Annotated in this window: 25 protein-coding genes and 1 tRNA gene; 15 read left to right on the top strand and 11 right to left on the bottom strand. The window is 60.6% G+C overall.

The genetic code is table 11. The features are described from left to right. The first annotated feature begins 45 nt into the window (after nucleotides 1-45). Together fmt and truA are read left to right on the top strand one after the other, a co-directional pair. On the top strand, nucleotides 46-981 hold the full coding sequence (gene fmt, locus ACQZ5G_RS08310; RefSeq protein ID WP_448737226.1) for a methionyl-tRNA formyltransferase: 936 nt from the start codon (nucleotides 46-48) through the stop codon (nucleotides 979-981). Beyond that, entirely contained in the window at nucleotides 981-1784 is an 804-nt protein-coding gene (gene truA / locus ACQZ5G_RS08305; protein ID WP_448737227.1) for a tRNA pseudouridine(38-40) synthase TruA, read from the top strand. The genes fmt and truA overlap by 1 nt, the downstream gene beginning before the upstream one ends. Before the next feature lie 22 nt (nucleotides 1785-1806). Here the strand turns inward: truA and ACQZ5G_RS08300 are convergent, their stop codons facing one another. From ACQZ5G_RS08300 to dapD, 3 genes are read right to left on the bottom strand one after another with little or no spacing between them, the layout of a single operon-like run. Further along, complete coding sequence (locus ACQZ5G_RS08300; protein WP_003520047.1) at nucleotides 1807-2403, bottom strand: hypothetical protein; 597 nt, start codon at nucleotides 2401-2403, stop codon at nucleotides 1807-1809. Beyond that, on the bottom strand, nucleotides 2387-3583 hold the full coding sequence (gene dapE / locus ACQZ5G_RS08295) for a succinyl-diaminopimelate desuccinylase (protein WP_003520046.1): 1197 nt from the start codon (nucleotides 3581-3583) through the stop codon (nucleotides 2387-2389). Before dapE ends, ACQZ5G_RS08300 begins: the two co-directional genes overlap by 17 nt. A gap of 15 nt (nucleotides 3584-3598) precedes the next feature. Beyond that, entirely contained in the window at nucleotides 3599-4453 is an 855-nt protein-coding gene (gene dapD, locus ACQZ5G_RS08290) for a 2,3,4,5-tetrahydropyridine-2,6-dicarboxylate N-succinyltransferase (protein ID WP_003520045.1), read from the bottom strand. A 138-nt stretch (nucleotides 4454-4591) separates the two neighbouring features. On the opposite strand from dapD, the gene ACQZ5G_RS08285 reads away from it, so the two are divergent. Then, nucleotides 4592-5458, top strand: a complete 867-nt coding sequence (locus ACQZ5G_RS08285; protein WP_003520044.1) for an LOG family protein — start codon at nucleotides 4592-4594, stop codon at nucleotides 5456-5458. Nucleotides 5459-5624: 166 nt separating this feature from the next. Further along, a complete protein-coding gene (locus ACQZ5G_RS08280) occupies nucleotides 5625-7958 on the top strand; it encodes a methyl-accepting chemotaxis protein (protein WP_448737228.1) in 2334 nt (777 codons plus the stop codon). A gap of 71 nt (nucleotides 7959-8029) precedes the next feature. Here ACQZ5G_RS08280 and ACQZ5G_RS08275 read toward each other — a convergent pair whose 3' ends face one another. Further along, the gene (locus tag ACQZ5G_RS08275; RefSeq protein WP_448737229.1) at nucleotides 8030-8974 is read right to left on the bottom strand and encodes a nucleoside hydrolase; all 945 of its coding nucleotides are present in this window, start codon (nucleotides 8972-8974) and stop codon (nucleotides 8030-8032) included. A 206-nt stretch (nucleotides 8975-9180) separates the two neighbouring features. Between ACQZ5G_RS08275 and ACQZ5G_RS08270 the strand changes: the two genes are divergently transcribed. Then, nucleotides 9181-9606: an Hsp20 family protein gene (locus ACQZ5G_RS08270; RefSeq protein WP_003520041.1), complete on the top strand. Its 426-nt coding sequence runs from the start codon at nucleotides 9181-9183 to the stop codon at nucleotides 9604-9606. Between the two features lie 56 nt (nucleotides 9607-9662). After that, nucleotides 9663-9920 carry a BQ00720 family protein gene (locus tag ACQZ5G_RS08265; RefSeq protein WP_003520040.1) on the top strand — a complete coding sequence of 86 codons (258 nt, stop codon included), beginning with the start codon at nucleotides 9663-9665 and terminating at the stop codon, nucleotides 9918-9920. 41 nt (nucleotides 9921-9961) lie between these two features. Here ACQZ5G_RS08265 and ACQZ5G_RS08260 read toward each other — a convergent pair whose 3' ends face one another. Together ACQZ5G_RS08260 and ACQZ5G_RS08255 are read right to left on the bottom strand one after the other, a co-directional pair. Continuing rightward, nucleotides 9962-10579, bottom strand: a complete 618-nt coding sequence (locus ACQZ5G_RS08260; protein WP_448737230.1) for an EF-hand domain-containing protein — start codon at nucleotides 10577-10579, stop codon at nucleotides 9962-9964. Nucleotides 10580-10679: 100 nt separating this feature from the next. Then, nucleotides 10680-11393, bottom strand: a complete 714-nt coding sequence (locus ACQZ5G_RS08255; RefSeq protein ID WP_448737231.1) for a pyrimidine 5'-nucleotidase — start codon at nucleotides 11391-11393, stop codon at nucleotides 10680-10682. A 106-nt stretch (nucleotides 11394-11499) separates the two neighbouring features. Here ACQZ5G_RS08255 and ACQZ5G_RS08250 point away from each other — a divergent pair, with 106 nt between their 5' ends. Then, nucleotides 11500-12417: a DMT family transporter gene (locus ACQZ5G_RS08250; protein ID WP_137452434.1), complete on the top strand. Its 918-nt coding sequence runs from the start codon at nucleotides 11500-11502 to the stop codon at nucleotides 12415-12417. A 46-nt stretch (nucleotides 12418-12463) separates the two neighbouring features. On the opposite strand, the gene argB is transcribed toward ACQZ5G_RS08250, so the two are convergent. Then, nucleotides 12464-13348, bottom strand: a complete 885-nt coding sequence (argB, locus tag ACQZ5G_RS08245) for an acetylglutamate kinase (protein WP_003503698.1) — start codon at nucleotides 13346-13348, stop codon at nucleotides 12464-12466. Between the two features lie 271 nt (nucleotides 13349-13619). On the opposite strand from argB, the gene ACQZ5G_RS08240 reads away from it, so the two are divergent. Next, nucleotides 13620-13997: a hypothetical protein gene (locus tag ACQZ5G_RS08240; RefSeq protein ID WP_269830516.1), complete on the top strand. Its 378-nt coding sequence runs from the start codon at nucleotides 13620-13622 to the stop codon at nucleotides 13995-13997. Between the two features lie 12 nt (nucleotides 13998-14009). On the opposite strand, the gene yihA is transcribed toward ACQZ5G_RS08240, so the two are convergent. From yihA to rpmH, 4 genes are read right to left on the bottom strand one after another with little or no spacing between them, the layout of a single operon-like run. After that, the gene (gene yihA, locus ACQZ5G_RS08235; RefSeq protein WP_035263945.1) at nucleotides 14010-14663 is read right to left on the bottom strand and encodes a ribosome biogenesis GTP-binding protein YihA/YsxC; all 654 of its coding nucleotides are present in this window, start codon (nucleotides 14661-14663) and stop codon (nucleotides 14010-14012) included. Next, nucleotides 14660-16462, bottom strand: coding sequence for a membrane protein insertase YidC (gene yidC / locus ACQZ5G_RS08230; protein WP_003520032.1), 1803 nt, complete (start codon nucleotides 16460-16462; stop codon nucleotides 14660-14662). Before yidC ends, yihA begins: the two co-directional genes overlap by 4 nt. Continuing rightward, nucleotides 16462-16845, bottom strand: a complete 384-nt coding sequence (gene rnpA / locus ACQZ5G_RS08225; RefSeq protein WP_003520031.1) for a ribonuclease P protein component — start codon at nucleotides 16843-16845, stop codon at nucleotides 16462-16464. Before rnpA ends, yidC begins: the two co-directional genes overlap by 1 nt. A gap of 36 nt (nucleotides 16846-16881) precedes the next feature. Further along, nucleotides 16882-17019 (bottom strand): 50S ribosomal protein L34, encoded by a 138-nt coding sequence (gene rpmH, locus ACQZ5G_RS08220; protein WP_003493611.1) that lies wholly within the window; start codon nucleotides 17017-17019, stop codon nucleotides 16882-16884. 351 nt (nucleotides 17020-17370) lie between these two features. Here rpmH and ACQZ5G_RS08215 point away from each other — a divergent pair, with 351 nt between their 5' ends. The 7 genes from ACQZ5G_RS08215 to ACQZ5G_RS08185 all read left to right on the top strand — a co-directional run bounded on the left by ACQZ5G_RS08215 (nucleotide 17371) and on the right by ACQZ5G_RS08185 (nucleotide 25483). Beyond that, nucleotides 17371-19419, top strand: coding sequence for a methyl-accepting chemotaxis protein (locus ACQZ5G_RS08215; RefSeq protein ID WP_448742662.1), 2049 nt, complete (start codon nucleotides 17371-17373; stop codon nucleotides 19417-19419). 250 nt (nucleotides 19420-19669) lie between these two features. Then, a complete protein-coding gene (locus ACQZ5G_RS08210; protein WP_164865413.1) occupies nucleotides 19670-21088 on the top strand; it encodes an ATP-binding protein in 1419 nt (472 codons plus the stop codon). 217 nt (nucleotides 21089-21305) lie between these two features. Continuing rightward, a tRNA-Arg gene (locus ACQZ5G_RS08205) sits at nucleotides 21306-21382 on the top strand. A gap of 183 nt (nucleotides 21383-21565) precedes the next feature. Next, nucleotides 21566-22378, top strand: a complete 813-nt coding sequence (locus tag ACQZ5G_RS08200) for a class I SAM-dependent methyltransferase (RefSeq protein ID WP_448737233.1) — start codon at nucleotides 21566-21568, stop codon at nucleotides 22376-22378. A 215-nt stretch (nucleotides 22379-22593) separates the two neighbouring features. After that, complete coding sequence (locus ACQZ5G_RS08195) at nucleotides 22594-23739, top strand: ABC transporter ATP-binding protein (protein WP_448737234.1); 1146 nt, start codon at nucleotides 22594-22596, stop codon at nucleotides 23737-23739. Further along, a complete protein-coding gene (locus tag ACQZ5G_RS08190; RefSeq protein ID WP_448737235.1) occupies nucleotides 23736-24662 on the top strand; it encodes a carbohydrate ABC transporter permease in 927 nt (308 codons plus the stop codon). Before ACQZ5G_RS08195 ends, ACQZ5G_RS08190 begins: the two co-directional genes overlap by 4 nt. Further along, nucleotides 24662-25483 carry a carbohydrate ABC transporter permease gene (locus ACQZ5G_RS08185; protein ID WP_448737236.1) on the top strand — a complete coding sequence of 274 codons (822 nt, stop codon included), beginning with the start codon at nucleotides 24662-24664 and terminating at the stop codon, nucleotides 25481-25483. Before ACQZ5G_RS08190 ends, ACQZ5G_RS08185 begins: the two co-directional genes overlap by 1 nt. The last annotated feature ends 38 nt before the right edge of the window (nucleotides 25484-25521 follow it).

Genomic DNA, 25521 nt, shown 5'->3' with positions numbered 1-25521 from the left:
TCCGTCCTCTCTGGACCGGAATGGATGACAGGGCAGGGGGCGACGATGGCTCTTCGCATCATTTTTATGGGTACGCCGGAATTTTCCGTTCCCACCCTGCGTGCACTGGTGGAGGCCGGCCACGAGATCGTTGCGGTCTACACCCAGCCGCCGCGTCCCGGCGGCCGTCGTGGCCTCGATCTGCAGAAGTCCCCGGTGCATCAGGCCGCCGAACTGTTGGGCCTGCCTGTGCTGACGCCGGTGAACTTCAAGGCAGAGGAAGATCGCCAGCAGTTCCGGGATTTCAATGCCGATGTGGCGGTCGTCGTTGCTTACGGGCTGCTGCTGCCGGAAGCGATCCTCAACGGCACGCGCCTTGGCTGTTATAACGGCCACGCCTCGCTGCTGCCGCGCTGGCGCGGCGCTGCCCCCATCCAGCGGGCCATCATGGCCGGCGATGCCGAGACCGGCATGATGGTCATGAAAATGGAAAAGGGGCTCGATACCGGCCCCGTCGCGCTGACCGCCAAAGTCGCGATCGACGAGAACATGACCGCCGGAGAATTGCATGACAGCCTGATGCTGGCCGGAGCGCGGCTGATGCGGCAGGCTATGGACCAGCTGGAAGCCGGCGACCTGCCGCTCGTCACGCAGGCGGAAGAAGGCGTTCTCTACGCCGCGAAGATCGACAAGGGCGAGACCCGCATCGATTTTTCGAGGCCGGCGCAGGACGTGCATAATCACATTCGCGGCCTTTCGCCGTTTCCCGGCGCATGGTTGGAAATGGACATCGGCGGCAGGGCGGAGCGCGTGAAGGTTCTGGCCTCCGAACTGGCAAGCGGCATGGGAGAAGCGGGCGCGGCGCTCGATGACGCCCTTACCATTGCCTGCGGCAGCGGCGCCGTGCGGCTCACCCGTCTGCAGAAGGCGGGCGGCAAGCCGATGTCGGCGGCCGATTTCGTGCGCGGGACACCGGTTCCGGCCACAACGAGGCTCGGCTGATGCCACGTTTCCGCATGACTGTCGAATATGACGGCACGCCTTATTATGGCTGGCAGAGACAGGATAACGGCCCGTCGGTTCAGGGTGCGCTGGAGGCTGCGGTTCGCTCGTTGACGGGAGAGAGCGTCTCCATTCGCGGGGCCGGCCGCACCGATTCCGGCGTGCATGCCGTCGGGCAGGTCGTCCACGTCGATCTTTCCCGAAACTGGGAGCCCTACAAGCTTTGCAACGCGCTCAATGCGCATCTCGCTATGGCGGGTGAAGCCGTGGCCGTCCTCGATGCCGCTTCCGTGACCGAGGATTTCGACGCCCGGTTTTCCGCCCTTCGTCGGCATTACCTTTACCGCATCATCTGCCGCAAGGCCCGGCTGGCGCTGGAGCACAAGCGGGCATGGTGGGTGTCGAAGGACATGGACCATGAGCGCATGCATGAAGCCGCCCAGATGCTCGTCGGCCGGCATGATTTCACTACCTTCCGCTCCGTGCATTGTCAGGCGAACAGCCCGGTGCGCACGCTCGACCGGCTGGATGTGACGCGCACCGGCGATCTCATCGAGATACGTGCGACCGCGCAAAGCTTCCTGCATAACCAGATACGTTCTTTCGCGGGCACGCTGAAACTGGCGGGCGAAGGCGCGATGACGCCCGAGGATGTGCGCGCCGCACTGGAGGCGCGGGATCGCAAGGCCTGCGGCCCGGTCGCGCCGCCGGACGGTCTCTATTTCATGCAGGTCGATTATCCCGACGTCATTCCGCCGCGTCCCAGGCACCCTGAAGCCGATATGGCTGAGGACGCGGACTGACCGCTAAAACCCACGCCGGTTCTCAGGCCGGGTAAACACCGAGAAAACGCTGCAGCGCTTCCGACAGAAGCATGCCGGGCACCAGCAGCGTCATGACGATGGCCGAGACGAGCAGTGACTGGTCGCGGATGAAGAACCGCACAATTCGCGAGAAGGCGAAGACCAGCGACAGAAGCAGCGCCAGCCAGAGAATGGCGATCAGCCCCTGCAAGGGCGGCAGGAAGAATGCGATCAGGATCAGAACCGCATAGGCGTAGGAAAAAGGCAGCGACAGCCAGTTCATGGTGGTGACGAGCGGCGCGAATTTTTCCCGTGCGCCGAAAGCAAAGAGCAGCATGCCGATCAACAGCAGCGGCACGATCCAGCAGATGGCCTCGACCATTGCCAGACGGAAGAAGAAGATGAAGCCCGTTCCGGTGCCGGGCGGATAGCTGGCGAGGAAGGCGGCGCGCAGCCACAGCCAGGAAACCAGCATGGCGGGCAGGCACCAGAGGGCGGAATAGAAGGACCGCCACATGCCGCGCTCTGAAAGGTCCAGATAACGTGCGCCATTATGGTCGCCGAGCAGCAGAAGCCACAGGCCCGTCAGATAGAGCCTTATTTCACTTGCCGTCGGCATGGGCGAACCAGCGTTCGATAAAGGTCTCGTAAATGCGCGTCAGCGTTTCGAGATCGGCAACGGCCACACGCTCATCGACCATATGCATGGTCTGCCCGACGAGGCCGAATTCCACCACCGGGCAATAATCCTTGATGAAGCGTGCATCCGAGGTGCCGCCGGTGGTCGAAAGCTTGGGTTCCTTGCCTGTCACGGCTTCCACCGCGCCGGAAAGCGACGAGATGAGAGCATTGTTCCGGGTAAGAAAGACATGGGCCGGGCGGTCCGCCCAGACGATGTCGTATTTCACCGGTGCACGGTCGGGGCGAAGCTCGCCTTCCGCCGCGGCGGCATCGAGGCGGCGGACGATTTCCGCGCGCAGGCTCTCTGCGGTCCACGTATCGTTGAAACGGATGTTGAAGGAGGCCGTCGCCCGCGCCGGGATCACATTGGTGGCGGCATTACCGGTATCGACGGTCGTTACTTCCAGGTTGGAGGGCTGGAAATTGTCGGTGCCATGATCGAAGGGCGGATGCATCAGCGCATGGGTCAGTTGCAGCAAACCGCGAATGGGATTGTCGGCGAGATGCGGATAAGCGGCATGGCCTTGCACGCCATGGACCGTGATGCGGCCCGAAAGTGATCCCCGGCGGCCGATCTTGATCATGTCGCCAAGCTGGTCGGGATTGGTCGGCTCGCCAACCACGCAGGCATCCCATGTCTCGCCCTTGGCGGCCGCCCATTCCAGCAGCTTGGAAGTGCCGTTGATCGATGGGCCTTCCTCATCGCCTGTAATCAGGAAAGAAACGGAGCCCTGCGGCTTGCCGTGTTTTTCGATATGGCGGGCAATGGCGGCAACGAAACAGGCGATGCCGCCCTTCATGTCCACTGCACCGCGACCGAACATTTCGCCGCCGGCGATTTCGGCCGCAAAGGGCGGATGGCTCCATGCGGCCTCATCGCCCACCGGAACGACATCCGTATGGCCAGCAAACATCAGATGCGGACCCTCGGTGCCGAGCCGGGCATAAAGGTTCTCCACGTCAGGCGTTCCCGCCTCGCTCGCCACCATCCTGTCCACCTGGAAACCAAGCGGAGAAAGCAGGGTGTCGAGCAGGGAAAGCGCACCGCCTTCCGCAGGCGTCACCGAAGGGCAACGGATAAGGGCGGCGAGATTGGCAACGGGATCGGTCGTGGTCATGGCAGTCGCTTTATATCAGTCGCGCAGAAGCTCGTTGATGCCGGTCTTGGAGCGGGTCTTTTCATCGACGCGCTTGACGATCACGGCACAATAGAGGCTCGGGCCCGGCTCGCCGTTCGGGAAGGGCTTGCCCGGCATGGTGCCGGCAACGACGACGGAATAGGGCGGGACTTCGCCATAGGTGATCTCGCCGGTGGCGCGATCAACGATCTTGGTCGACTTGCCGATGAAAACGCCCATGCCGAGAACCGCGCCTTCACGCACGATGCAGCCTTCGACGACTTCCGAACGTGCGCCGATGAAGCAATTATCCTCGATGATCGTCGGGCCCGCCTGCAGCGGCTCCAGAACGCCACCAATGCCGACGCCGCCGGAGAGGTGCACATTCTTGCCAATCTGCGCGCAGGAGCCGACGGTCGCCCAGGTATCGACCATCGTGCCTTCATCGACATAGGCGCCGAGATTGACGAAGGAGGGCATCAGCACGACGTTCTTGGCCACGTAGGCGGAGCGGCGCACGACGGCGTTCGGCACGGCGCGGAAACCGGCGGCGCGGAACTGGTTTTCACCCCAGTTTTCGAATTTCGACGGCACCTTGTCCCACCAGGTGGATTCGCCCGGTCCGCCGGTGACGATCTCCATGTCGTTCAGGCGGAAGGAGAGAAGCACGGCCTTTTTCAGCCACTGGTTCACCTTCCAGCTTCCGTCAGCCTGCTTTTCGGCCACGCGTGCCTTGCCGCTATCGAGAAGTTGAAGAGATGTGTCCACGGCGTCGCGAACCTCGCCCTTCGTCGATACGTTCACACCATCGCGGTTGTCGAAGGCGGTTTCGATGATGGTTTCGAGGGAGGTGAGATCCGTAAGGCTCATGGAAAATTCCTTAAAGTCGCGTGGTGTTCGTGGTCACGGATGGTCCCGCGCCGCTGGAAGGCTTTGGTCATTTGATCTAAGGGAGTGTTGGAAAGGCGTCAATGTGATTTGGGTGATTTGGCGCGTCAGACGAAAGGCATGGAAATGACACGACTGAAAAACGGCAAGTTGCGGCGCAAGGACGGGGTATGGGACCCCTTGAAGCGTAGTGCCGTGGACAAGCAGCAGGCCGAGGTCGTTCAAAAAACACCGCAGTCGGATTCCCCGTCCTATCGCCTCGCCTATGTGGACATGGATTTCCTCTGCCGAGAGGAATTGCGCCCCGTCAGGCTTCAATTGGAACTGCTGAAGACGGAAATGGCGCTGACCGAGCGCGGCATCAAATCCACGGTCGTCATGTTCGGCGGCGCCCGCATTCCGGAACCCGGCGGCGAAGCCTGGGCGGCGCGCAACGAGACGCAGAAGCGCAATCTGGAGCAATCCTCGGTCTATTACGAGGAGGCGCGCAAATTCGCCCGTCTCTGCACCGACTATGCCGCAAAATCCGACCACCTCGAATATGTCGTTGTCACCGGCGGCGGTCCCGGTGTCATGGAAGCGGGCAATCGCGGCGCTGCCGATGCCGGCGGCCCGTCTATCGGCCTCAACATCGTCCTGCCGCACGAGCAGGCGCCGAACCCCTATGTGACACCGGAACTGAGCTTCAACTTCCACTATTTCGCCATTCGCAAGATGCATTTTCTGATGCGGGCGAAGGCGGTGGTGATCTTCCCCGGCGGTTTCGGCACGCTGGACGAATTGTTCGAGGCCTTGACGCTCATCCAGACGAAACGCATGGAGCCCATTCCGCTCATCCTGTTCGGAGAGAAATTCTGGCGATCGGTGATCAATTTCGAATTCCTGGCGGATTTCGGCACCATCGCACCTGAAGATATGAATCTGCTCCATTTCGCTGAAACGGCTGACGATGCATGGAAAATCATCTCGGCCCACTACGAACACTGATTATGCTTGGCGCGACGAAGTAATTTTAGGGCTTAATTAGCAATCTTCTTCTAATTTTGCCCCGTCGCGCTGCAGCGCACTGTCCCCTGCGGACGGGCCTCCATGACGGAGATTTATCATCCGTTGACGTCAGCCTTTTCGGGCGGGCGATTTGATCGAGGCCAAAATGTTCAATTTCCAAGTGAAGTCGCTTGCGACCAAGCTGATCCTCGTAACCGGCTGCGCCATCACCACGGTTCTCGTTGCATCGAATTCCTTCCTCATTTCCCAGACGAGTGAGCGTGTGCACGCGCTGACCATGGATCAGGCCAATACAGAAGCGCGCGCCATCGCCAACGTCATCGCCGCCGATGTCGGTGAACTCGGCAGCGCCGCGCGCTCCATGGCCGGCGTCATCGGCCGTGCGCATCAGGCGAAATCGATGGATCGCCCCGGCATCGTCAACATCCTCAAGGCCAATGTCGAGCAGAATGCCTTTGCTTTCGGAAGCTGGTTCTGCGAGCAGCTCGGTCTCTTTGACGGGCAGAGCAAGGAGATTGCGGGCAGGCTCGATCTCGGCACCAATGAAAACGGCGCGTTTGCGCCCTATTGGTCGAAGACCCAGAAGGGCGACATCCAGTTTTCGACCTTCAAGAATGATTATGCGGCGGAATGGTATGCGCTCGCCTCCAAATCCGGCAAGGGCGCTATCACTCAGCCTTATCTCGCCGAAGGCACGGAAGTACCCACAACCATGACCTCGCTTGCCTATCCGGTCATGTCGGACGGCAAGATGATCGGTGTGGCGGGTGTCGATATCTCGCTGGCCTCGCTGTCGCAGAAGCTGCAGGCGCTGCACCCTTTCGAGACCGGCCGCGTAACGCTCGTTTCGCAGGGCGGCCAGTGGCTGGTGCCGCCGACGCCCGCGCAGAACATGAAAGCCTATGACGGAGACGGTGCGAGCACCGTTCAGGCGGCGATCACCTCCGGCAAGCAGGGCCTCATCGAAAATCTCGGCCTCGATACGGACGCGCCCTATAATCGTCTCGTCTATCCCTTCGCCGTTCCGGGTCTCAACGCGACCTGGGTGGTGCTGGTGGATATTCCCCATCAGGCCCTGAACGCACCGGTTCAGGAACAGACCTACATGATGATAATCGGCGCGATCGTCATTCTCGCCGCCGTCATCACCGCGCTTTATTTCGCCGTGCGTTATTTCGTCCGCAATCCGCTTGCCTCGCTGGTTTCCGACGTCAGGACGCTGAGCGACGGCCGCTACGATGTGCCGGTTTCCGGACAGGAGCGCCGGGATGAGACGGGTGCGGTGGCTACCGCGCTTGAAGGTTTCCGCGCGAAGCTTGCCGGCATCCGCGAGATGGAGGCCGAAGCCGAGGCCCAGCGTGGTCACGCGGAAACGGCGCGCCAGCGCTCGGAATCCGAGCGTACTGAAAACAGCCGCATGCAGCAGCACATTGTCGGCGTGCTGGGTGCTGGCCTCAATGCGCTTTCGCAAGGCAATCTCACCTACCGTATCGAGGACGAGTTCCCCGGCGAATATGCGAAGCTGCGCGAGGACTTCAACTCGGCGCTTGCCAGCCTTGAGGAAACCGTTTCCACCGTCAACGCAACCGTCGTCAGCATCGGCAACGGCACGGGCGAGATCACCCGCGCCGCCAGCGATCTTTCGCACCGCACGGAACAGCAGGCCGCAAGCCTGGAAGAAACCGCCGCCGCCCTCAATGAGCTGACCGCGCAGGTCAATTCCAGCGCGGAAAACGCCGCAGAGGCGGCCGGAGCCGTCAGCCATGCCTGCGACGATGCGGGCAAGTCGGGTGAGGTCGTGCAGCAGGCCGTAAACTCCATGGAAGGCATCGCGCAATCCTCGGCCGAAATCTCCCGCATCATCGGGGTTATCGACGAGATCGCCTTCCAGACCAACCTTCTGGCGCTGAATGCTGGCGTGGAAGCCGCCCGCGCCGGTGATGCCGGCAAGGGCTTTGCCGTCGTCGCACAGGAAGTCCGCGAACTGGCGCAGCGGTCCGCCACCGCCGCCAAGGAGATCAAGGGTCTCATCAACACCTCGGCCACGCAGGTGGGCGAGGGCGTCCAGCTGGTCGGCAAGGCCGGTGAGACGATGAAAAAGATTGCCGATCAGGTTCTGCAGATCAACCAGCTGATACGGCAGATTTCCGCTTCCGCCAGCGAACAGGCCGTCGGCCTCAAGGAGATCAACTCCGCCGTCACCCAGATGGATCAGGTCACCCAGCAGAATGCGGCGATGGTGGAAGAAACCACGGCGGCCAGCGTGACGCTGAACAGCGAGGCCGAAACGCTGAAGTCGCTCGTTGCGGGTTTCTCCGTTTCCGGCGGCCATTCCAGCCAGCAACTGCGCGCCACGGCGGCGGCAATGCGCGCACCCACCGCTCCGGCGCAGGCATCGGGCCGCCCGGCCGCGCCCCGCGCCCGTCCGAGAACCAGCGGCGCAAACGCGCTGGCGCAGGATGACTGGACGGAATTCTGACGCGCCATTTCCGTCTCAAATAAAAAGGGCCGCTGGTATCGTCAGCGGCCCTTTTTTCATGTCCGCTTCCGTCAGAGACGGGCGAAACGTTCCGTCAGCAATTCGAAGAAGCCGTCGGCATCCACATTGCGCATCACGCGGGCATTGGCGGGCCGTTCGGTAACATTCCACCAGTCCACCACGGTCATGCCCATGGTGAGTTCGGAGTGGACCTCGATTTCGACATTGCACTCGCGACCCTGAAACAGTTCGGGTTTGACGAGATAGGCAATGACAGTCGGATCATGCAGCGGGCCGCCATCCGAACCGTATTTTTCGATGTCGAAGCGTTCGAAGAATTCCAGCATTTCCGCCATGGCTATCGCCGGCCGTGTGCCAATGTCGCGAATGCGGCTGACCCGAGCTTTGGTCGTCAGCAACTGATGGGTGACGTCGAGCGGCATCATGACGATCGGCATGCCGGAGCGGAAGACGATATCGGCGGCCTGCGGGTCGACATAGATGTTGAATTCCGCCGCCGGGGTGATGTTGCCGCCCTCGAAGAAGCCGCCGCCCATCATCACCAGTTCCTTGACGCGGTCGGCGATCTCAGGCGCCTTCAGGAGCGCCAGCGCCACATTGGTCAACGCGCCGAGTGTGCAGAGCGTTACGGTGCCGGCGGGCTCGCGCATCACCGTCTCGATGATGAAATCGACCGCGTGCTGCTTTTGCGCCTCCATTGTCGGTTCGTCGAGAACCGGGCCGTCTAGGCCAGTGCTGCCGTGAACGTGCTCGGCGGTGATGGGCTTGCGCACCAGCGGCTTCTCGGCGCCCTCATAGACGGGAATATCGGTGCGGCCGCACAATTCGCTGATGATGCGGATGTTGCGGCTGGTCAGCTTCAGCGGAACGTTGCCGGCGACGGCGCACAATCCGAGAATGTCGATTTCCTCCGGGCTTGCGAAGGCGAGCATGATTGCCGCGGCGTCGTCCTGGCCCGGATCCGTGTCGATAATGATTTTTCTGCGTTCTGCCATGTCTTGCCCGCCGTTGAGATGAGCGCTTTTTTCGAGCGGCGGGTGCTCACTTGTCAAGTCTCATTCCTGCGGCTTGCCTTTGCCCCGCGTTTCGTCTTGCGCATCGTGGTTCGGCTTCCCATATTGCTGGGGCCGGTGCTATTGACCGGCAAGGTTGCCGGAAGCGGGACCGCGAAACGTCGCTTGGTTGCAAGGACAGAAGAGATATGAGCCGCATGACGCCATTCACCCACCCGCTTTTGCTGGGTTTTGATGCCATGGAAAAAACGCTGGAGCGCATGGCGAAGGCCAATGACGGCTATCCTCCCTATAATATCGAGCGCCTGCCGGGCAGCGGCGATGTGCCGGAACGCCTGCGCATCACCATCGCGGTTGCCGGTTTTTCGCAGGACGATCTGGATGTGACGACGGCCGATAACCAGCTCGTCATTCGCGGACGCCAGCAGGAACAGGAGAAACGCGATTTTCTCTATCGCGGCATTGCGGCGCGCCAGTTCCAGCGGGTTTTCGTGCTTGCCGATGGCATGCAGGTCAGGGAAGCGCGCCTGCGCAACGGCCTTCTTTCCATTGATCTGGTCCGGCCGGAAATTTCAAACGTGGTGAAGAAAATTAATATTTCCGTCTCAGAGTAGAACGTGAACGCCGGAATCCGACACGAATCGCTCGGCGTGAAGAAGGAGGCTGAAATATGCTGTTGAAAGAAGCGCATGCGCGTCTCACCCAATCCCAGCTCGCCCATATCGGCGAAGGAGAAGTGGGATATATCCGCAAGATCCGCGCGGAAGACGTCAGCCGCTGTTTCCCGGAAGCGCCCGATCTCGATCCGCAATTGGACCTTTGGGCGCTGTTCGGTGCAGATGGTACGCCGATCCTCCTGACGGACAACCGGTCCAGTACGTTTTTCAAGGCTGCCGAAGACGATCTCCAGACCGTCAGCCTGCATTGAAGAAAAAAGCCCGCTTTTGAGCGGGCTTTTTCTTTAGCGGTTTAAAGGAACGGGCGGTCCGGCATGTCGTCGATGGAGATGACGCCGTCCTTGTTCTTGTCCAGCCGTTCGAACATCTTTTCGCCGGCGGCGGTGAATTCGGCCTTGCTGACCTGACCGTTCTCGTCGGTATCGGCCCAGCGGATCAGCGCGAAACCTGCGCCCTTGCCGCCATGCTTGCCCCAGCCCTGATGGCCGAAACGGCCGCCATGTTCGCGCTCGGCATGTCTTTCGGCGCGCTTGCCCTCGGGGCCCTTGCCGTCTTCGGCTTTGGCGTCCTCACGCTCGGGGCGGGGATTGGCGGCGCGGAAAGCTTCCATTTTCGCCTGGCGATACTCGCGCATTTCCTTTGGCGTGATCGAGCCGTCCTTGTCCTTGTCGATCTCGGTGAAGAGTGCGTCCTGACGGGCGGCGAATTCCTCCTTGGAAATCTTGCCGTCCTTGTCGGTGTCAGCCACCTTCAGCAGGTGAACGAAGGCCGCTTCCTGGCGGATCGGTATGCGCTCGCCATGGCCTTTGCCCGGAGCGGGTGGGGCGGCAAAGCTTGCCGTCGCGGCCGTGCCGATCAAAAGGGCTGCGCCAAGAGCAGACAGTGCGATTTTTCGTGTGGTCATCGTCATTACCTTTCTTTGGTGTCCCTGAAGAGAAGATAGTGACGTCCAGCAAGCCCCACCACTTAAACATCCGTAAGGTGAATGAAGCTTCGGTAATGTTCGCTGCTCAGCCTGCGATGGTTTTCGTCAGGAAGTTGGTCAAGTCGTCGGTGATGTAGTCGATATGCGCATCCGTAACAGCGGGGATTTCCCAGCGTTCCATGATGATGCCCTCGAGATTGGCGGGGACGAGCAGAACGGTCTTCATGCCGAGCGCCTTGGGCGCCGCGAGATTGCGCGGTAAATCCTCGAACATGGCGGCTTTTTGCGTGTCGAGTTTCGCAAGCGCCGCGAACTTCTCATAGGTCGCGCTGGCTGGTTTCGGCAGATAGCCCGCGGCGACGATATCGAAAATATCCTCGAAATGATCGAGAATGCCGAGCGCGCCGGCGGCCGCCTGCGCGTGTTTGACGCTGCCATTGGTAAGGATGAATTTGCGGCCCGGCAAAGCCTTGATTGCCTCGCCGAGTTCCGGATGCGGCTTCAGCGCCGAATAATCGATGGCATGGGCGCGTTCCAGAAACTCGTCCGGGCTGATGCCGTAGTGGATCATCAGGCCCTGAAGCGTCGTGCCGTGGTCATGATAATAGCGTTTCTGCAGCGCCCGGGCCTCGTCGGGATCGAGCTTCAGAAGCTCCGCCACATAGGCCGTCATGTTACGGTCGATCTGCGAAAACAGATTGATGTGATGCGGATAGAGCGTGTTGTCGAGATCGAAGACCCATTCGCTCACATGGTCGAAATCGGCGGCTTCGGGCAGGTTTTTCGGCTTTGTGTCCATGGCCTGCTTTATGCCCGTTTCGAAGGCCGAAGAAAATCGAAAAGACGACGATTGATCAGAAAATCGGGCTTGGCTGCGGCCTCCGGCCCATGATACCGCCAAGGCCATGGAACTCTGGATAGGCATCACTTTCGCAAGCGCGTTCTTGCAGAACCTGCGCTCGACCCTGCAAAAGCACCTCAAGGGCATGATGGGCACCACGGGCGCGACCTTCGTGCGCTTCGTGTTCGGCATGCCTTTCGCTCTCGCTTATCTTGCTTTCCTGCATTTCGGGCTCGGCCGCCCTCTGCCGGTGCCCAACATGTCCTTTGCCGTATGGGCGACGGTCGGCGCCATGGCGCAGATTGCCGCCACCTTCCTGCTGGTGCACCTGTTCTCCTTCCGCAACTTCGCAGTTGGAACGGCCTATTCCCGCACAGAACCGGCGCAGGCGGCACTATTCGCGCTTATCTTCATCGGTGAAAGCGTCAATGGCGGCACATTGGCGGCCATCGCCATCTCGGTCGCCGGCGTCATGCTGATTTCGGTGGCGCGCACGGAAGTCACGCCCGCTTCCTTCTTCACCTCGATCTTCAGCCGGACAGCGGGTATCGGCCTTGCCTCGGGCGCTTTCTTCGGCCTGTCATCGGTCGCCTATCGATCGGCATCGCTTGCGCTTGCGCCGAGCCTTCCCGCTCCGGACGCGATGATGCAGGCGGGCTTTACCCTCGTTGTCGTCATCGTCATGCAGACGGTTTCGATGTTCCTGTGGATCGTCTGGCGCGAGCGGGAAGAGTTGCGGCGCATCGCCAGGGTGTGGAAACCGTCGCTTGCGGTCGGTTTCGTGGGCGCTACGGCCTCGTTCGGCTGGTTCACGGCGATGACCCTGCAGCAGGCCGCCGTGGTTAAGGCATTGGCGCAGGTTGAGATGCTTTTCGCCTTCGCTTCGACCGTGCTTTTCTTCAAGGAGAAGATCAACCGGCTCGAACTGTCCGGCTGCCTGCTGATTGTCGTGGGCGTGCTGTCGCTTCTGGCATTCGGCTGAATGCCTGTCGTGGCGGACAGGCTTGCCGTCCGCCACCTGGAGCCTATCAGGGCACGATGAGCGTGCCGGCGCCTTCCGTGAAGATTTCCAGAAGGACGGAGTGGGGCGTCTTGCCGTTGAGGATTACCACACCCTGCACACCGGCCTTGATGGCGTCGATGCAGGTCTCGACCTTCGGGATCATACCGCCGGAAATCGTGCCGTCCTTGATGAGCGCACGCGCCTGCGAGACGGTGAGTTCCTTGATGAGTTCCTTGTTCTTGTCGAGAACGCCGGGAACGTCGGTGAGAAACAGCAGACGCGAGGCGTGAAGCGCACCCGCAATCGCGCCGGCGAAGGTATCGGCGTTGATATTGTAGGTGGCACCATCGCGGCCAGGCGCGACCGGGGCGATGACCGGGATCATTTCCGACTTGGCGAGCAGGTCGAGCAGGGTGCGGTCGACTTCGGTGACTTCGCCGACGAAGCCGAGATCGAGCACACGTTCGATATTGCTGTCGGGATCGATGACGGTCTTTTTCGCCTTTTCGGCAAAGACCATGTTGCCGTCCTTGCCGCACAGGCCGATGGCCCATTCGCCCGTCTGGTTGATGAGGGCGACGATTTCCTTGTTGATCGAGCCGGCCAGAACCATTTCGACGATCTCGACCGTCTTGGCGTCGGTGACGCGCAGGCCGCCCTCGAATTTCGATTCGATGCCCATCTTGGTCAGCATCGCGCCGATCTGCGGGCCGCCGCCATGTACGACGATGGGGTTAATGCCCGATTGCTTCAAAAGGGCGATGTCTTCCGCGAAAGCCTTGCCGAGCGTGGAATCCCCCATGGCGTGACCGCCATATTTCACCACGATGGTCTTGTTCTCGTATTTCTGCATGAAAGGCAGAGCCTGTGCGAGCAGCCGCGCCTGAGTTTCGCTTTCGGAAGACGTCATCTAAAAACCTCGGTCTGTGGTTGCGGCCGTTGAAAGCCTGTCACCGCTCTAAAGCAAGTCTTTGACGGATGAAATAACCTCCTGGCCTTATTGTGTCGGCAGCGGTCAAATTTCTTTTTTTTGGCTGTCCCGGCCCCGTAATGAGATTGACATAAAGGCCCAATGGGACCAGCCTTGCAGGGGAAAGGGGAGGGGTTAATTCAGGGCGATATGGGATATCGCGCGCCGCGGGAGCGATGCTGACCTGAACGACCGAGGAGCGAGAGACCACATGACGGCACCCGATCGAGACAAGCAAAGCGGTTTGCGGGATGAAGTCCTTGCGGGCGAATATGTGCTGGGTGCCCTGTCGCCGGAAAGCATGGCGGAGCTTGCCAAGCGCGTCAAACGCGACCGCCAGTTCGCGGCCATGGTCAGGCGCTGGCGGGACAATCTGGCGGAAACCGAATATCGCGAAAACGCGACCGTCGCCGCGCTGCTGGAACGGGATCCAAGCCGCTCCGGCCTGCCATTCAGGGGCCAGCCGCTACGGGGTGGCAGCATGTTCGCAGCCATGCTTTCGGAGGTCTGGCATTCCGTGCGCTTCTGGCGCCTTCTGGCGCTGACGGCGACGCTCTGGACCGCCGTTCTGCTTTTCACCATCGCCTGAGAGGCGTGCCTCTCAAAGAGAGATCGTTCTGACGATCTCGGCCCGCAGGCTATCCAGCCCGAATGATTTTTCCGAGGATGTGGCGAGAACTTCCGGATAGGCGGCGGGACGCTTGCGGATTTTCTCCAGCGTTTCGCCGATCAGCCGCGGAACGCCGGCATCCTTGATCTTGTCCGTCTTCGTCAGCACGATCTGGTAGGAAACGGCCGCCTTGTCGAGCAGGGTCAGAACCTCCTCGTCGTTTTTTTTCACGCCATGGCGGGAATCGATCAGCACGTAAACGCGCTTCAGCGTCGCACGGCCGCGCAGATAATCGAAGACGAGCTTCGTCCAGGCGTCGACCTGATCCTTGGGGGCCTGCGCATAACCGTAACCGGGCATGTCGACCAGCGCCATCGGCGGCAGATCGCCCGCTTCGCCGGAATAGCCATCCGGAACGAAGTAGTTCAGTTCCTGCGTGCGTCCGGGCGTATTGGACGTGCGGGCAAGCCCCTTGTGACCCACCAGCGCATTGATGAGCGAGGACTTGCCGACATTCGAACGACCGGCGAAGGCAATCTCCGGCGGGCCTTCGGGCGGCAGGAATTTCATCGCGGGAACGCCGCGAATGAAAATCCAGGGTCGCCCGAACAGGGGCTTTTCGGTTGCCGTGCCGGTCTCACTCATTTCGATTGCACCGGCTTTCGCTTGAACAGCCCCTTGATGTTATCGAACAGCTCGATCTTGGCGCCCTGGCGCTTCATGATGACAGCCTGCTGGGTGATGGAGAGCGTATTGTTCCATGCCCAGTAGATGACCAGACCGGCCGGGAAGGAGGCCAGCATGAAGGTGAAGATCAGCGGCATCCAGTTGAAGATCATCGCCTGCGTCGGATCGGGCGGCGTCGGGTTCATGCGCATCTGCAGGAACATGGTGATGCCCATGACAAGCGGCCAGACACCGATCATCAGGAAGTGCGGCACATCATAGGGCAGAAGGCCGAAGAGGTTGAATAGCGACGTCGGATCCGGCGCGGAAAGGTCGTGAATCCAGCCGAAGAACGGCGCATGCCGCATTTCGATGGTGACGTAGATGACCTTGTAGAGCGCGAAGAAGACCGGGATCTGCAAAAGCATCGGCCAGCAGCCGGCAACAGGATTGATCTTCTCTTCCTTGTAGAGCTGCATCATCGCCTGCTGCATGGCCATGCGGTCATCGCCATGCTTGGCCTTCAACTCTTCCATCTTCGGCTGCACGCGCTTCATGTTCGCCATGGAAGCATATTGCTTGCTGGCGAGCGGGAAGAAGAGAGCCTTGACGACGATGGTGGTGAGCAGGATCGCCACGCCGAAATTGCCAAAATAACGGAAGAAGAAATCCATCAGTTTGAACATCGGCTTGGTGATGAAGTAGAACCAGCCCCAGTCGATCAGAAGGTCGAACTTCGGAATGGCGTAGGTCGTCTCGTAACGGTCGACCAGCGGCACTTCCTTGGCGCCAGCGAAAACGAGGCTCTTCAGCTCGATCGACTGGCCGGGCTCGACCGTCAGCGGGTCGCTCTTGAAATCGGCCTGATAGCTCGGCTGATTGCCGGTAATGTGCGAATAACGGGTTTCGAACGGCGTCGTCTGGGGGGGAACGATGGCCGCGGCCCAATATTTGTCGGTGATGCCGAGCCAGCCGCCGGTCGCCTTGGCAACCGTTACCGGTGCTTCTTCGACGTCCTTGTACTTTTCTTCCGTCAGGCTGCCGTCTTTGCCCGAAACGCCGAGAAAGCCTTCATGGATGACGAAGACCGGAGGAACTGCGGGCTTGTTGTTGCGCGTCACGCGGCCATAGGTGGCGAAGGAGATCGCCGCCTGTCCGGGGTTCTCCACCTTGTCGGCGACCGAGATCATGTAATGCTCGTCGATCGAAACCGTGCGGGAGAAAATCACGCCCTTGGAATTGGTGTAGGTGAGGGTGACCGGGGTGGTTTCCGTCAGCTTGTCGCCGCTTGCCAGCGTCCAAACGGTGGTCGGGCCGGGAACGCCGCCGACTTCCTGTGCCGCAACGTAACCGAGTTCGGTGAAGTAGCCGTCCTTGGTGTCGGAGGGCGAGAACAGCGTGATGATCGGGCTCGAGTCATCGACGGTCTCATGGTAGTCCTTGAGCCGGATGTCATCGAAGCGGGCGCCGGTAAGGTTGATCGAGCCGGCGATGGCGTTGGTCTCGATGGCGACGCGCTGGGTTCTCGCAATCGACTCTTCGCGGGTCGCCGTGGCGGCAGTCTGCGGTGAGGAAGCGGGCGGTGCGCCTTCAACGGCAGCACCTGGTGCGGCGCCCGGCGCCGGCTGCTGTTGCTGCGTCGTCTGCTGCTGCGCCTGGCGGGCCTCTTCGGCGCGGCGCTGCTGCTCGATACGCGGATTCATGTAAAGGAATTGCCAGGCGAGGACGATGACAACCGAAAGGGCTATCGCGATGAAGTAATTACGGTTCTTTTCCATCATTCTTTCCTGGAGCGGGTCTCCTGGGACCGTTTCGGTTTCGCCGTTCCTTCAATTCGCTCGTTAAGGAGAGACTGAAGTTTCGGGAAGGCCGTATCGAGCACGTCCCTGCGGGCGACAATCACATAGTCATGACCGGGCTTCATTGCGAATCCGGCAGAAAGCCTGACGGCTTCCTTGAGACGGCGGCGCATGCGATTTCGCTCGACCGCGTTGCCTTGTCTTTTCGTTACGGTAAAACCGACGCGAGGCTCGGTTTCCGGGGCTTTCCGGTCAAGCACTTCCAGAAGAAAGGTGCCTCCCCGCCGTTTTTCTCCTGCCTGAACGGCAAGGAAATCCGACCGGTTTTTAAGCCGGCCGGGCAGTTTTCCTGTCTTACTCATGTGCCCGCGACTTTCACCGGGTCACAGAGGCGGCAATTAAGCCGAAAGACGAGCGCGGCCGCGCGCACGGCGGGCTGCGAGAACCTTGCGGCCGCCGGCGGTAGCCATACGGGCGCGGAAGCCATGGCGACGCTTGCGGACAAGCTTGGACGGTTGGTAAGTACGCTTCGACATTTATTTAATACCGCGGTGTGCGGCCCTTCTTGAATTTGCAATAATTTGCAAGAGCGTTTCGTTTTTTGCACGGCTAACCCCGCCTGGGCGAGCTTTCAATGGCCGAGCGTGCGCGGCTTATAAGGGCATAGGCCGAGCAAAGTCAATTGCCGAAGGGGTTTTCGCGCTTCACCTTTTGCGGAAAACGCACCGCCATCTTCCTCGCCGACTGCCGATAGAGGCCGATTCCGGCGCGCAATCGATAAAATCTGAAATTCTTTCTTAACGCAGCATTGATAAATCTTGTGACGCGAAAAGTTATGCCAGCTTCCCATTTTCATCGCGCGGCTGGTTTTTGTTGGGGGAACGAAGTTGAGAATTCGCGGTCGTATCAATCTTCTTGTCGGGCTGATGAGCCTTGTGGCCTGTACCATTGGCGGGCTGTCCATCTATGCGATCAACGAATTCCGGGTTCGGTCGCATCATTTCGAGGAAGCCGCCGAACGGGCCTACAAGGGCGAGGCGCTCAACCGTCTGGTAACGGCAGTCGTCATGGAAGCACGCGGTGTCTACGCGGCAGCCGATGTGGCGGCAGCCACCCCCTTTGCCGACGGCATGGTCAAAAACCTCGACGCTATGGAAAAGCTCATTGCCAGCTGGGCGCCGCTCGTGCCGGCCGAACAACAGGCGAGTTTCGACAAGCTTGTCGGCCGGTCCAAGGAATTCCGCACCTTCCGTCTGGAGACCGTGCGACTGGCGAAGGAAAACGGGCCGCAGGCGGCCAGCCAGCAGGGCAATAACGAGGCGAACCGCGCCAACCGCAAGGCCTATCAGGCGGAAATCGACAGCGTCGTGAAAAACGACCTTGCCGAGCTCGAAGTCGTGAAGGCGGGAGTCGATTCTTTCAGCACTGCCATATTCTGGGTGATCGTCGCGGTGACGGTTGCCGGTGTCGGCGCGGGAGCCGCCTTCGGCCTTTACATCGGAACACGGCAGCTCAGCGCGCCGATCCGCAGGGTTTCGCAGGTGATGAATGCCGTAGCCGATGGAAATCTCGACGCGGACGTCCCCTATCTTGGCCGCAACGACGAAATCGGCGAAATGGCTGCGGCCGTCGAGGTCTTCAAGAAAAACGGCAGCGAAGTGCGCCGCATGAATGCGCAGGAAGCCGCCATGCGCGCCAAGAGCGACGATCTGCAGGCCGGCATGGCCGTCGTTGTCGATGCCGCGGCCCAGGGCGATTTCAGCCGCCGCATCAACAAGGACTATGGCGACGACAACCTCAATCGTTTCGCCGCGACGATCAATTCGCTCCTCACCGGCGTCCATAATGGCGTATCCGAGACCAGCCGCGTCATCGAAGGCCTTGCGCGGGGCGATCTGACGGAGAGAATGGATGGCGAGTTCCGCGGCGTCTTCGCCGAACTCCAGGGGAACGTCAACCAGACGCTGACCAAGCTGCGCGAGACGATGCGCGAAGTGCGCGGCAGCACGGAAGGCATCAGCGGCAACGCGAACGAATTGCGCTCGGCGGCCGACGACCTGTCGAAGCGGACCGAACAGCAGGCGGCGGCGCTGGAGGAAACCTCCGCCGCTCTGGATGAGATTACCGCGGTCGTCCGCAATTCGACCGACCGTGCGCAGGAAGCCAGCGCCATGGTCGCCGAAACGAAGCAGAAGACGGAAGAGTCCGCCAATGTCGTGCGCGATGCCGTGTCCGCCATGGATCGCATCGAGCACGCCTCGCGCGAAATCAGCCAGATCATCAACGTCATCGACGAAATCGCCTTCCAGACGAACCTGCTGGCGCTGAATGCCGGCGTGGAAGCCGCCCGTGCGGGTGAAGCCGGCAAGGGCTTTGCCGTCGTCGCTCAGGAAGTGCGAGAACTTGCGCAACGATCCGCAACGGCTGCGAAGGATATCAAGGCGCTGATCACCAAATCCGGCGAGGAGGTCGGGCGTGGCGTATCGCTGGTGCAGAGAACCGGCGGCGCACTGAGCGAGATCGAGACCCGCGTTCTGGCAATCAACGAGCACATTCATTCGATCGCCACAGCCGCCAGGGAACAGTCCACCGGACTGCACGAGGTGAATACCGCCATCAACCAGATGGACCAGGTAACGCAGCGCAACGCCGCCATGGTGGAGGAGACCTCGGCCGCAACCCACAAGCTGAGCAGCGAGGCCGACCATCTCGTGACGCTCGTGGCGCGCTTCAACGTCGGCACGGAGAATGTGCAGCGCAGCCCCCGCATCGAGCAGCCCGCGAGGCCGATGACGGTCTCCGCCGGACCGGTGGCAGTCTCCGGCAGGACGCCGGCGGTGGCGTCTCCGGCCCGCAAATTGATGAACAGCGTCAGCCGCGCCCTCAATGCCCAGCCTGCGGCGGCACCCGCGCATGGCGACTGGCAGGAGTTCTAGGCGACCAGCGGTTCGCTTCAAAACCGGCTTGCCTTCGAACGCCGCCCCTGCCGGGCGGCGTTTGTTTTTCCGGCAATGAAAACCTTTATTTTGCAGCGCATTGGAAAAATATCCATTAGGTCCTATTATCATCGCTGCATATAAACCGAGCCGTTCCACGCAAGCAGCGGCGCGCATACAGGATCATGGCCCGGTGTTTTCTAAAGGCGTAGACAGCTTGGACCGCACGCAAGACGATCCGGTGCATTGCATGCCGGGATTGACCGCCGGTCTTTCGGGACGGCTGCTGCTGCTCACGGTCATCTTCGTGATGATCGCCGAAGTGCTGATCTTCGTGCCTTCCGTCGCCAATATGCGTCTTTCATGGTTGCGCGACCGTCTGAATACGGCTGCGGCCGCCGGCGCTGTTATCGACGGCCTGCAGGCCGAACTGCCGCGAAGCGTGCAGAACGACACGCTGATGGCAACCGGGGCGAAGCTTATCGCGCTGCGCAAGGACGGCACCTCACGCCTGCTCGCCGTGGCGGAAACGCCGCCGGGTGTCGATGAGCAATATGATCTTTCCGACGTTTCGCAGGTGGCGGCGGTGCGGGACGCTTTTTCCACCCTGCTGTTCGGCGGCAACCGCGTCATTCGCGTTTTCGATGTCGTCGGCGACAGCGATACGATCATCGAACTGGTGCTCGGCGAAAACAAGCTGCGGGCGGCAATGCTTGCCTATGCCCGCAACGTTTTCCTGATTTCCATTGTCCTGTCGCTGATCACCGCAGGCCTGATCTTCATTTCCATCAACCGCATCATGATCCGGCCCATACGCCGGCTGACGCTCGGCATGCAGAACTTCTCGGAGGATCCGGGCAATCCCGAGCGGATTTTCGTGCCCGAGCAGGGGGCGGACGAACTGGCGGTTGCGGGCCGCCACCTCGCCGACATGCAGACCGAACTGCAGAAAACCCTGCGCCAGCAGAAGAACCTCGTGGATCTCGGCCTCGCGGTCTCGAAGATCAATCACGACATGCGCAACATCCTGTCTTCCGCGCAGCTCATGTCGGACCGTCTGGTGGATGCCAAGGATCCGATGGTCAGGAGCTTCGCGCCGAAACTGCTGCGCACCATCGACCGCGCCGTGGCCTATACCGGCGAGGTTCTGGCCTATGGCCAGGCGACTGAAGGCGCACCGAAACGCAAGATGGTGCAGTTGAGCCTTCTGGTGCGGGATGTGCGCGATATTCTGGCGCTCGATCCGGATAGCGGTATAGAATTTCAGGACAGCGTCCCCCCCGACCTCACGGTCGATGCGGATTCCGAGCAGCTTTTCCGGGTCATCCACAATCTCTGTCGCAATGCCGTTCAGGCCCTGCAATCGGATACCGCGAATGCCGGGCTTCGACATCTCTCCATCTCGGCCCAGAGGGCCGGCAGCGTCGTCAGCATCGTCATCGACGACAATGGACCGGGCATGCCGCGCAAGGCCAAGGAGAACCTGTTTTCCGCTTTCAGGGGTTCGGCCCGCTCCGGCGGCACGGGCCTCGGGCTGGTCATTGCCCGCGAACTCGTGCTTGCCCATGGCGGCACGATCGCGCTCGTCGAAAAGCCCGGTCCCGGCACGCAGTTCCGCATCGAGATCGCCGACCGCGCCGCCTCCGTACAGGCGGCCAGAACCGCCTGAAAAACCTGCTTTGCAGCCGGTTCGCGCAATCATTCTCCCCGCCCAAACGGACAGGGTATCTGGCTCGTGGAAAATGATCCTCATGGAATTTCAAATATAATCAATGAGATGCATGAATTGCTGCGGAAAAATGACAATTTCGAAGCGAAATCGCTTGCATTCGGAATGAGGACGTTTTAGAGGATCGCCACGCCACCGGAAACGACCGGAACGGCACGCACCCGTAGCTCAGCTGGATAGAGCACCAGACTACGAATCTGGGGGTCAGGAGTTCGAATCTCTTCGGGTGCGCCATTTTTCTTCCCATAAAATTAAGTCCTGAGACAATCGCCCTCACGCGCGATATGGCTGGTATCGGCAAGTCCGTTCAGGCGGATGCTTCGTCTGCCTCGACGCTCCGCAGGGCCGCCTGAATTCCGAACGTCCTGAATATGTGCTAAAGTCACCCCATCATCAGCTGTTCCCGGGGTGGAAGCCATGTTGGAAGCGGACAAGGTGTTTGCGGGTTCGATTCCGGAAAATTACGACCGCTATATGGTGCCGCTGATTTTTGCGCCATTCGCCGCCGATCTGGCGCGCCGGGCGGCGGCCTTGATGCCGATTGATATTCTGGAAATCGCCGCAGGTACCGGCGCCGTCACGCGCGAATTGGCTCCCCGATTATTGCCCGCGGCAAACTATGTGGTAACCGACCTCAACCAGCCGATGCTCGATTTTGCGGCGTCGCAACAGGCACCGGATCGCCGCATAAAATGGCAGCAGGTGGATGCCCAGACGCTGCCTTTTGAAAACGCCGTTTTCGATCTCGTCTTCTGCCAGTTCGGCGCGATGTTCTTTAATGACCGCTTGTCGGCTTATCGCGAGGCAAAGCGGGTATTGAAGCCCGGCGGACATTATCTATTCAATGTATGGGACCGCATTGAGGAAAATCACTTCGCGGATGATGTGACGAATTCCCTGGCGCGCCTGTTCCCCGACGATCCGCCGCGCTTCATGGCCCGTACCCCGCACGGTTATCATGACACGGCACTCATTCGCCGCGAGCTGGAGGAGGCCGGTTTTTCCCGCGTGACGATTGAGACGGTGACCGCGCAGAGCCGCGCCTCTTCACCGCGCATTCCGGCCATGGCTTATTGTCAGGGAACCGTTCTTCGGACGGAAATTGAGGCGAGAGCACCAGGAGGGCTCGACACCGCGACAGATTGCGCCGCCGCGGCCATTGAAGCACGGCATGGCGGTGGCGCGGTCGCCGCCAAAATTCAGGCGCATGTGATTCTCGCCGCCGTTTAAACCGGCGCTGCCGGCCCGGTTCTCAGTCTATAAATGCGAATGGGAATATTTGAGTAATACCCCCTAAATATTAGTGGTTTTGGGTGGAAGCCTATACCAAAGGGTTTTCCGATAGCCCAAGATTACCGGGCTTTCGAGTGTCATCGAACTTTCCGCAAACCTTCGTCATATTGTCATACAATATAAGCATATGCGCTCCAGAAAAGGAGCGCAGAATGACGCCACAATCACTTGAACTTTCGGGCATCGGCAAAGGCTTCGGGGCTGACGATGTTCTGAAAGAGATCGATCTCTCCATCCGTCCAGGAGAGTTTTTGTCTCTCGTCGGCATGTCGGGCTGCGGCAAGTCCACGCTTCTGCGTATCATTGCGGGTTTGGAAACACCGGATCGCGGTTCGGTCTCCATCGGCGATCAGGATGTGACTGAGGTTGATCCGAGCGATCGCAATCTGGCGATGGTTTTCCAGTCCTACGCCCTTTATCCGCATATGAGCGTGCGCCAGAACATTGCCACACCGCTCAGGATGCGGCGTCTGCCCTTCGCCGCGCGCCTGCCGCTGGTCGGACGATTTGCGGCCCCGGCGGAAACGCTGAGCCAGATCGACGCCGCTGTCGAACAGGCGGCCGAGACGCTACAGATCGCGCATCTGCTGGATCGCAAGCCGGCGCAGCTTTCCGGCGGCCAGCGTCAGCGTGTGGCGCTTGCCCGCGCACTGGTGCGTTCGCCCGCTGCCTTCCTGATGGACGAGCCGCTCTCCAACCTCGATGCGAAGCTTCGCGCCCATATGCGTGAGGAACTGGCCGGCCTGCACCGTCGGCTGGGAGCGACCTTCATCTATGTCACCCATGACCAGATCGAAGCCATGACCATGTCCGACCGCATCGCGTTGATGTCGGAAGGCCGCATCGAACAGCTTGGTACGCCTGACGAGCTTTACCGCAAACCCGCAACGCTGACGGTCGCGCGTTTCATCGGCACGCCATCGATCAACCTGCTGCCGGTCGAAATCGACGCGCAGGGTAAAGTCACGGCCTTTGGACGCGATCTTGGCATCGAGGGTGTGGGCCGCGATGCCGGCCCGGCGACGCTCGGCCTTCGTGCCGAAGATTTGCGTCCGGGCGAAGAAGGTTTTGCCGTGCGTGTGGTGCGCAGCGAAACCCACGGGGCCGACCGCTTTGTGAGCTGCCGCCTGCTGAGCGACGAGACGGTCGCCATCACCCTGCGTCAGGGTGCCGGCGATGCCGTGGGCGCGGATATGAATGGCGTGATGAATCTCGGCTTTGCGCCGGAACGCGCGCATCTTTTCGCGGCCGATGGCATGCGCCGCAAGGTGACAGTGCGCGAACGGGTGCCGGCATGACGGCGGTCGATTTTTCCACGGCCGCGCGCGCGAAGGCTCGCCCGCGGCTGTCAAAGGCGGACCGGCGGATGATCTGGCGCGGCCTGATATTCGCTGCCCCTGCAAGCCTGCTGCTTCTGGCGATCTATATCGTTCCGATGCTCGTTCTGGCCGGTTTTTCCGTCACCGACTACCAGCTCGGTTCGCTCTCCACCCGCTTTGTCGGCCTCGGAAACTTCGTCAAGGCGTTTCAGGATCCGGTCTTCCTGCGCTCTCTGGCCAACACCGCCATCTATGCGCTCATCGTCATTCCCTTCGGTGTGTTTCTGGCGCTCGGCGTGGCTTTGCTCGTTTATAACCGCAAGCGTAGCCGGGCTTTCTGGGAGGTGGCTTATTTCCTCCCCGTCACCGCAACCCTCGTCGCCATGGCGACCGTGTGGCAGTTCCTGCTGCATCCCTCGCTCGGTCCGGTGAATGCGGCGATCAAATGGCTGGGCTTCGAGCCGGTCGCCTTCCTCTCCAATCCCGTCCTCCTCATTCCGACCATGGCGCTGATGGGCGTCTGGCAGATCCTGGGTTTCAACATGGTGCTGTTCCTCGCGGGCCTCACCGCCATTTCGAAGGATCTGCACGAGGCGGCGCGGCTGGATGGCGCCAAGAACCCGATCGACCGCTTCCTGACCGTGACTTGGCCGATGCTTGGCCCGACGACCATGTTCGTGGTGGTCACCACCTCCATCTCGGCCTTCAAGGTGTTCGAGACGGTGGCTGTGCTCACCAAGGGCCGCTTCGGATCGGAAACCCTGCTGTTCGATCTCTATCTCGAAGGTTTCGAATATTCGAACACCGGTTATGCCGCCGCGCTGACGATTATCTTCCTCGCGATCGTGCTGGTCCTGTCTATCGGCCAGACGCTGCACATGGACCGGAAGGTGCACTACTGATGGCCGCACTCCGCAAATATCTCCCACATCTCGTGCTTGCCCTTGGCGCTTTCGTGATGCTCCTGCCGTTCTACTGGATGGTGTTGACCTCGATCCGTCCGCCAGCGGAGGTGTTCAGTGTTTCGCTCTGGCCGATCCCGCAGAAATTTGACGCTGCCGAAAACTATTCCCGTGCGGCGGGGCAGGTACCCATGGCGCGCTTCATGCTGAATGGCGTGATCGTATGTTTCGGTATCCTTATCGTGCAGATACTGACGTCGGTTCCTGCAGCCTACGCATTGGCGAAGCTTCGTTTTCCGGGGCGCAAGCTGTTGCTGGGGCTGATTGTTGCGGCTCTCGCCGTGCCCATCCAGGCGCTCGCGCTGCCTCTCTTCGTCGGCCTGGCAATGGCGCAGCTTCTTAATACCTATTTCGCGATGATGCTGCCGTTCTTCCTGTCGGTCTTCGCCATCTTCCTGTTTAATCAGTCCTTCCGCAGCTATCCCGATGAAATCATCGAGGCTGCGCGTATGGACGGGTTTTCGGAGATGGAGATCTGCTGGGGTCTGGTTCTACGCGGTTCGCTGCCGTCGCTCGCTGCTTTTTCCGTCTTTTCGCTCGTTGCGCACTGGAACGATCTCTATTGGCCGATGATCGTTGTAACGGACACCAATCTCGCTCCTCCGCCCCTCGGCATGATGTTTTTCGCGGATATCGAGTCCGGCGCGAATTACGGTGCGCTGATGGCGGGCGCCACACTGATTACCGCGCCGATGGTGCTGTGCTTCCTCCTCGCACGACGGCACTTCATCGCCGGTATTACCATGACCGGCGTCAAGTGACGCCGTTCAGATTTCCTCCTCCCAACCTCTCTGGAGAC

The sequence above is a fragment of the Agrobacterium sp. 22-214-1 genome, assembly GCF_053522465.1.
Note: the sequence above shows the minus strand (reverse complement) of the source record. Positions and strands in the feature narration are given on the sequence as shown.

Coding starts and splice junctions, on each gene's coding strand:
- dapE (WP_003520046.1), bottom strand. CDS start 3,583: ATGACCACGACCGATCCCGTTGCCAATCTCGCCGCCCTTATCCGTTGC.
- yihA (WP_035263945.1), bottom strand. CDS start 14,663: ATGAGTGAGACCGGCACGGCAACCGAAAAGCCCCTGTTCGGGCGACCC.
- ACQZ5G_RS08285 (WP_003520044.1), top strand. CDS start 4,592: ATGGAAATGACACGACTGAAAAACGGCAAGTTGCGGCGCAAGGACGGG.
- ACQZ5G_RS08275 (WP_448737229.1), bottom strand. CDS start 8,974: ATGGCAGAACGCAGAAAAATCATTATCGACACGGATCCGGGCCAGGAC.
- ACQZ5G_RS08280 (WP_448737228.1), top strand. CDS start 5,625: ATGTTCAATTTCCAAGTGAAGTCGCTTGCGACCAAGCTGATCCTCGTA.
- ACQZ5G_RS08195 (WP_448737234.1), top strand. CDS start 22,594: ATGACGCCACAATCACTTGAACTTTCGGGCATCGGCAAAGGCTTCGGG.
- ACQZ5G_RS08265 (WP_003520040.1), top strand. CDS start 9,663: ATGCTGTTGAAAGAAGCGCATGCGCGTCTCACCCAATCCCAGCTCGCC.
- yidC (WP_003520032.1), bottom strand. CDS start 16,462: ATGGAAAAGAACCGTAATTACTTCATCGCGATAGCCCTTTCGGTTGTC.
- argB (WP_003503698.1), bottom strand. CDS start 13,348: ATGACGTCTTCCGAAAGCGAAACTCAGGCGCGGCTGCTCGCACAGGCT.
- ACQZ5G_RS08185 (WP_448737236.1), top strand. CDS start 24,662: ATGGCCGCACTCCGCAAATATCTCCCACATCTCGTGCTTGCCCTTGGC.
- ACQZ5G_RS08190 (WP_448737235.1), top strand. CDS start 23,736: ATGACGGCGGTCGATTTTTCCACGGCCGCGCGCGCGAAGGCTCGCCCG.
- rnpA (WP_003520031.1), bottom strand. CDS start 16,845: ATGAGTAAGACAGGAAAACTGCCCGGCCGGCTTAAAAACCGGTCGGAT.
- ACQZ5G_RS08260 (WP_448737230.1), bottom strand. CDS start 10,579: ATGACGATGACCACACGAAAAATCGCACTGTCTGCTCTTGGCGCAGCC.
- ACQZ5G_RS08255 (WP_448737231.1), bottom strand. CDS start 11,393: ATGGACACAAAGCCGAAAAACCTGCCCGAAGCCGCCGATTTCGACCAT.
- rpmH (WP_003493611.1), bottom strand. CDS start 17,019: ATGTCGAAGCGTACTTACCAACCGTCCAAGCTTGTCCGCAAGCGTCGC.
- ACQZ5G_RS08200 (WP_448737233.1), top strand. CDS start 21,566: ATGTTGGAAGCGGACAAGGTGTTTGCGGGTTCGATTCCGGAAAATTAC.
- dapD (WP_003520045.1), bottom strand. CDS start 4,453: ATGAGCCTTACGGATCTCACCTCCCTCGAAACCATCATCGAAACCGCC.
- ACQZ5G_RS08250 (WP_137452434.1), top strand. CDS start 11,500: ATGGAACTCTGGATAGGCATCACTTTCGCAAGCGCGTTCTTGCAGAAC.
- fmt (WP_448737226.1), top strand. CDS start 46: ATGGCTCTTCGCATCATTTTTATGGGTACGCCGGAATTTTCCGTTCCC.
- ACQZ5G_RS08270 (WP_003520041.1), top strand. CDS start 9,181: ATGAGCCGCATGACGCCATTCACCCACCCGCTTTTGCTGGGTTTTGAT.
- ACQZ5G_RS08210 (WP_164865413.1), top strand. CDS start 19,670: ATGCCGGGATTGACCGCCGGTCTTTCGGGACGGCTGCTGCTGCTCACG.
- truA (WP_448737227.1), top strand. CDS start 981: ATGCCACGTTTCCGCATGACTGTCGAATATGACGGCACGCCTTATTAT.
- ACQZ5G_RS08300 (WP_003520047.1), bottom strand. CDS start 2,403: ATGCCGACGGCAAGTGAAATAAGGCTCTATCTGACGGGCCTGTGGCTT.
- ACQZ5G_RS08240 (WP_269830516.1), top strand. CDS start 13,620: ATGACGGCACCCGATCGAGACAAGCAAAGCGGTTTGCGGGATGAAGTC.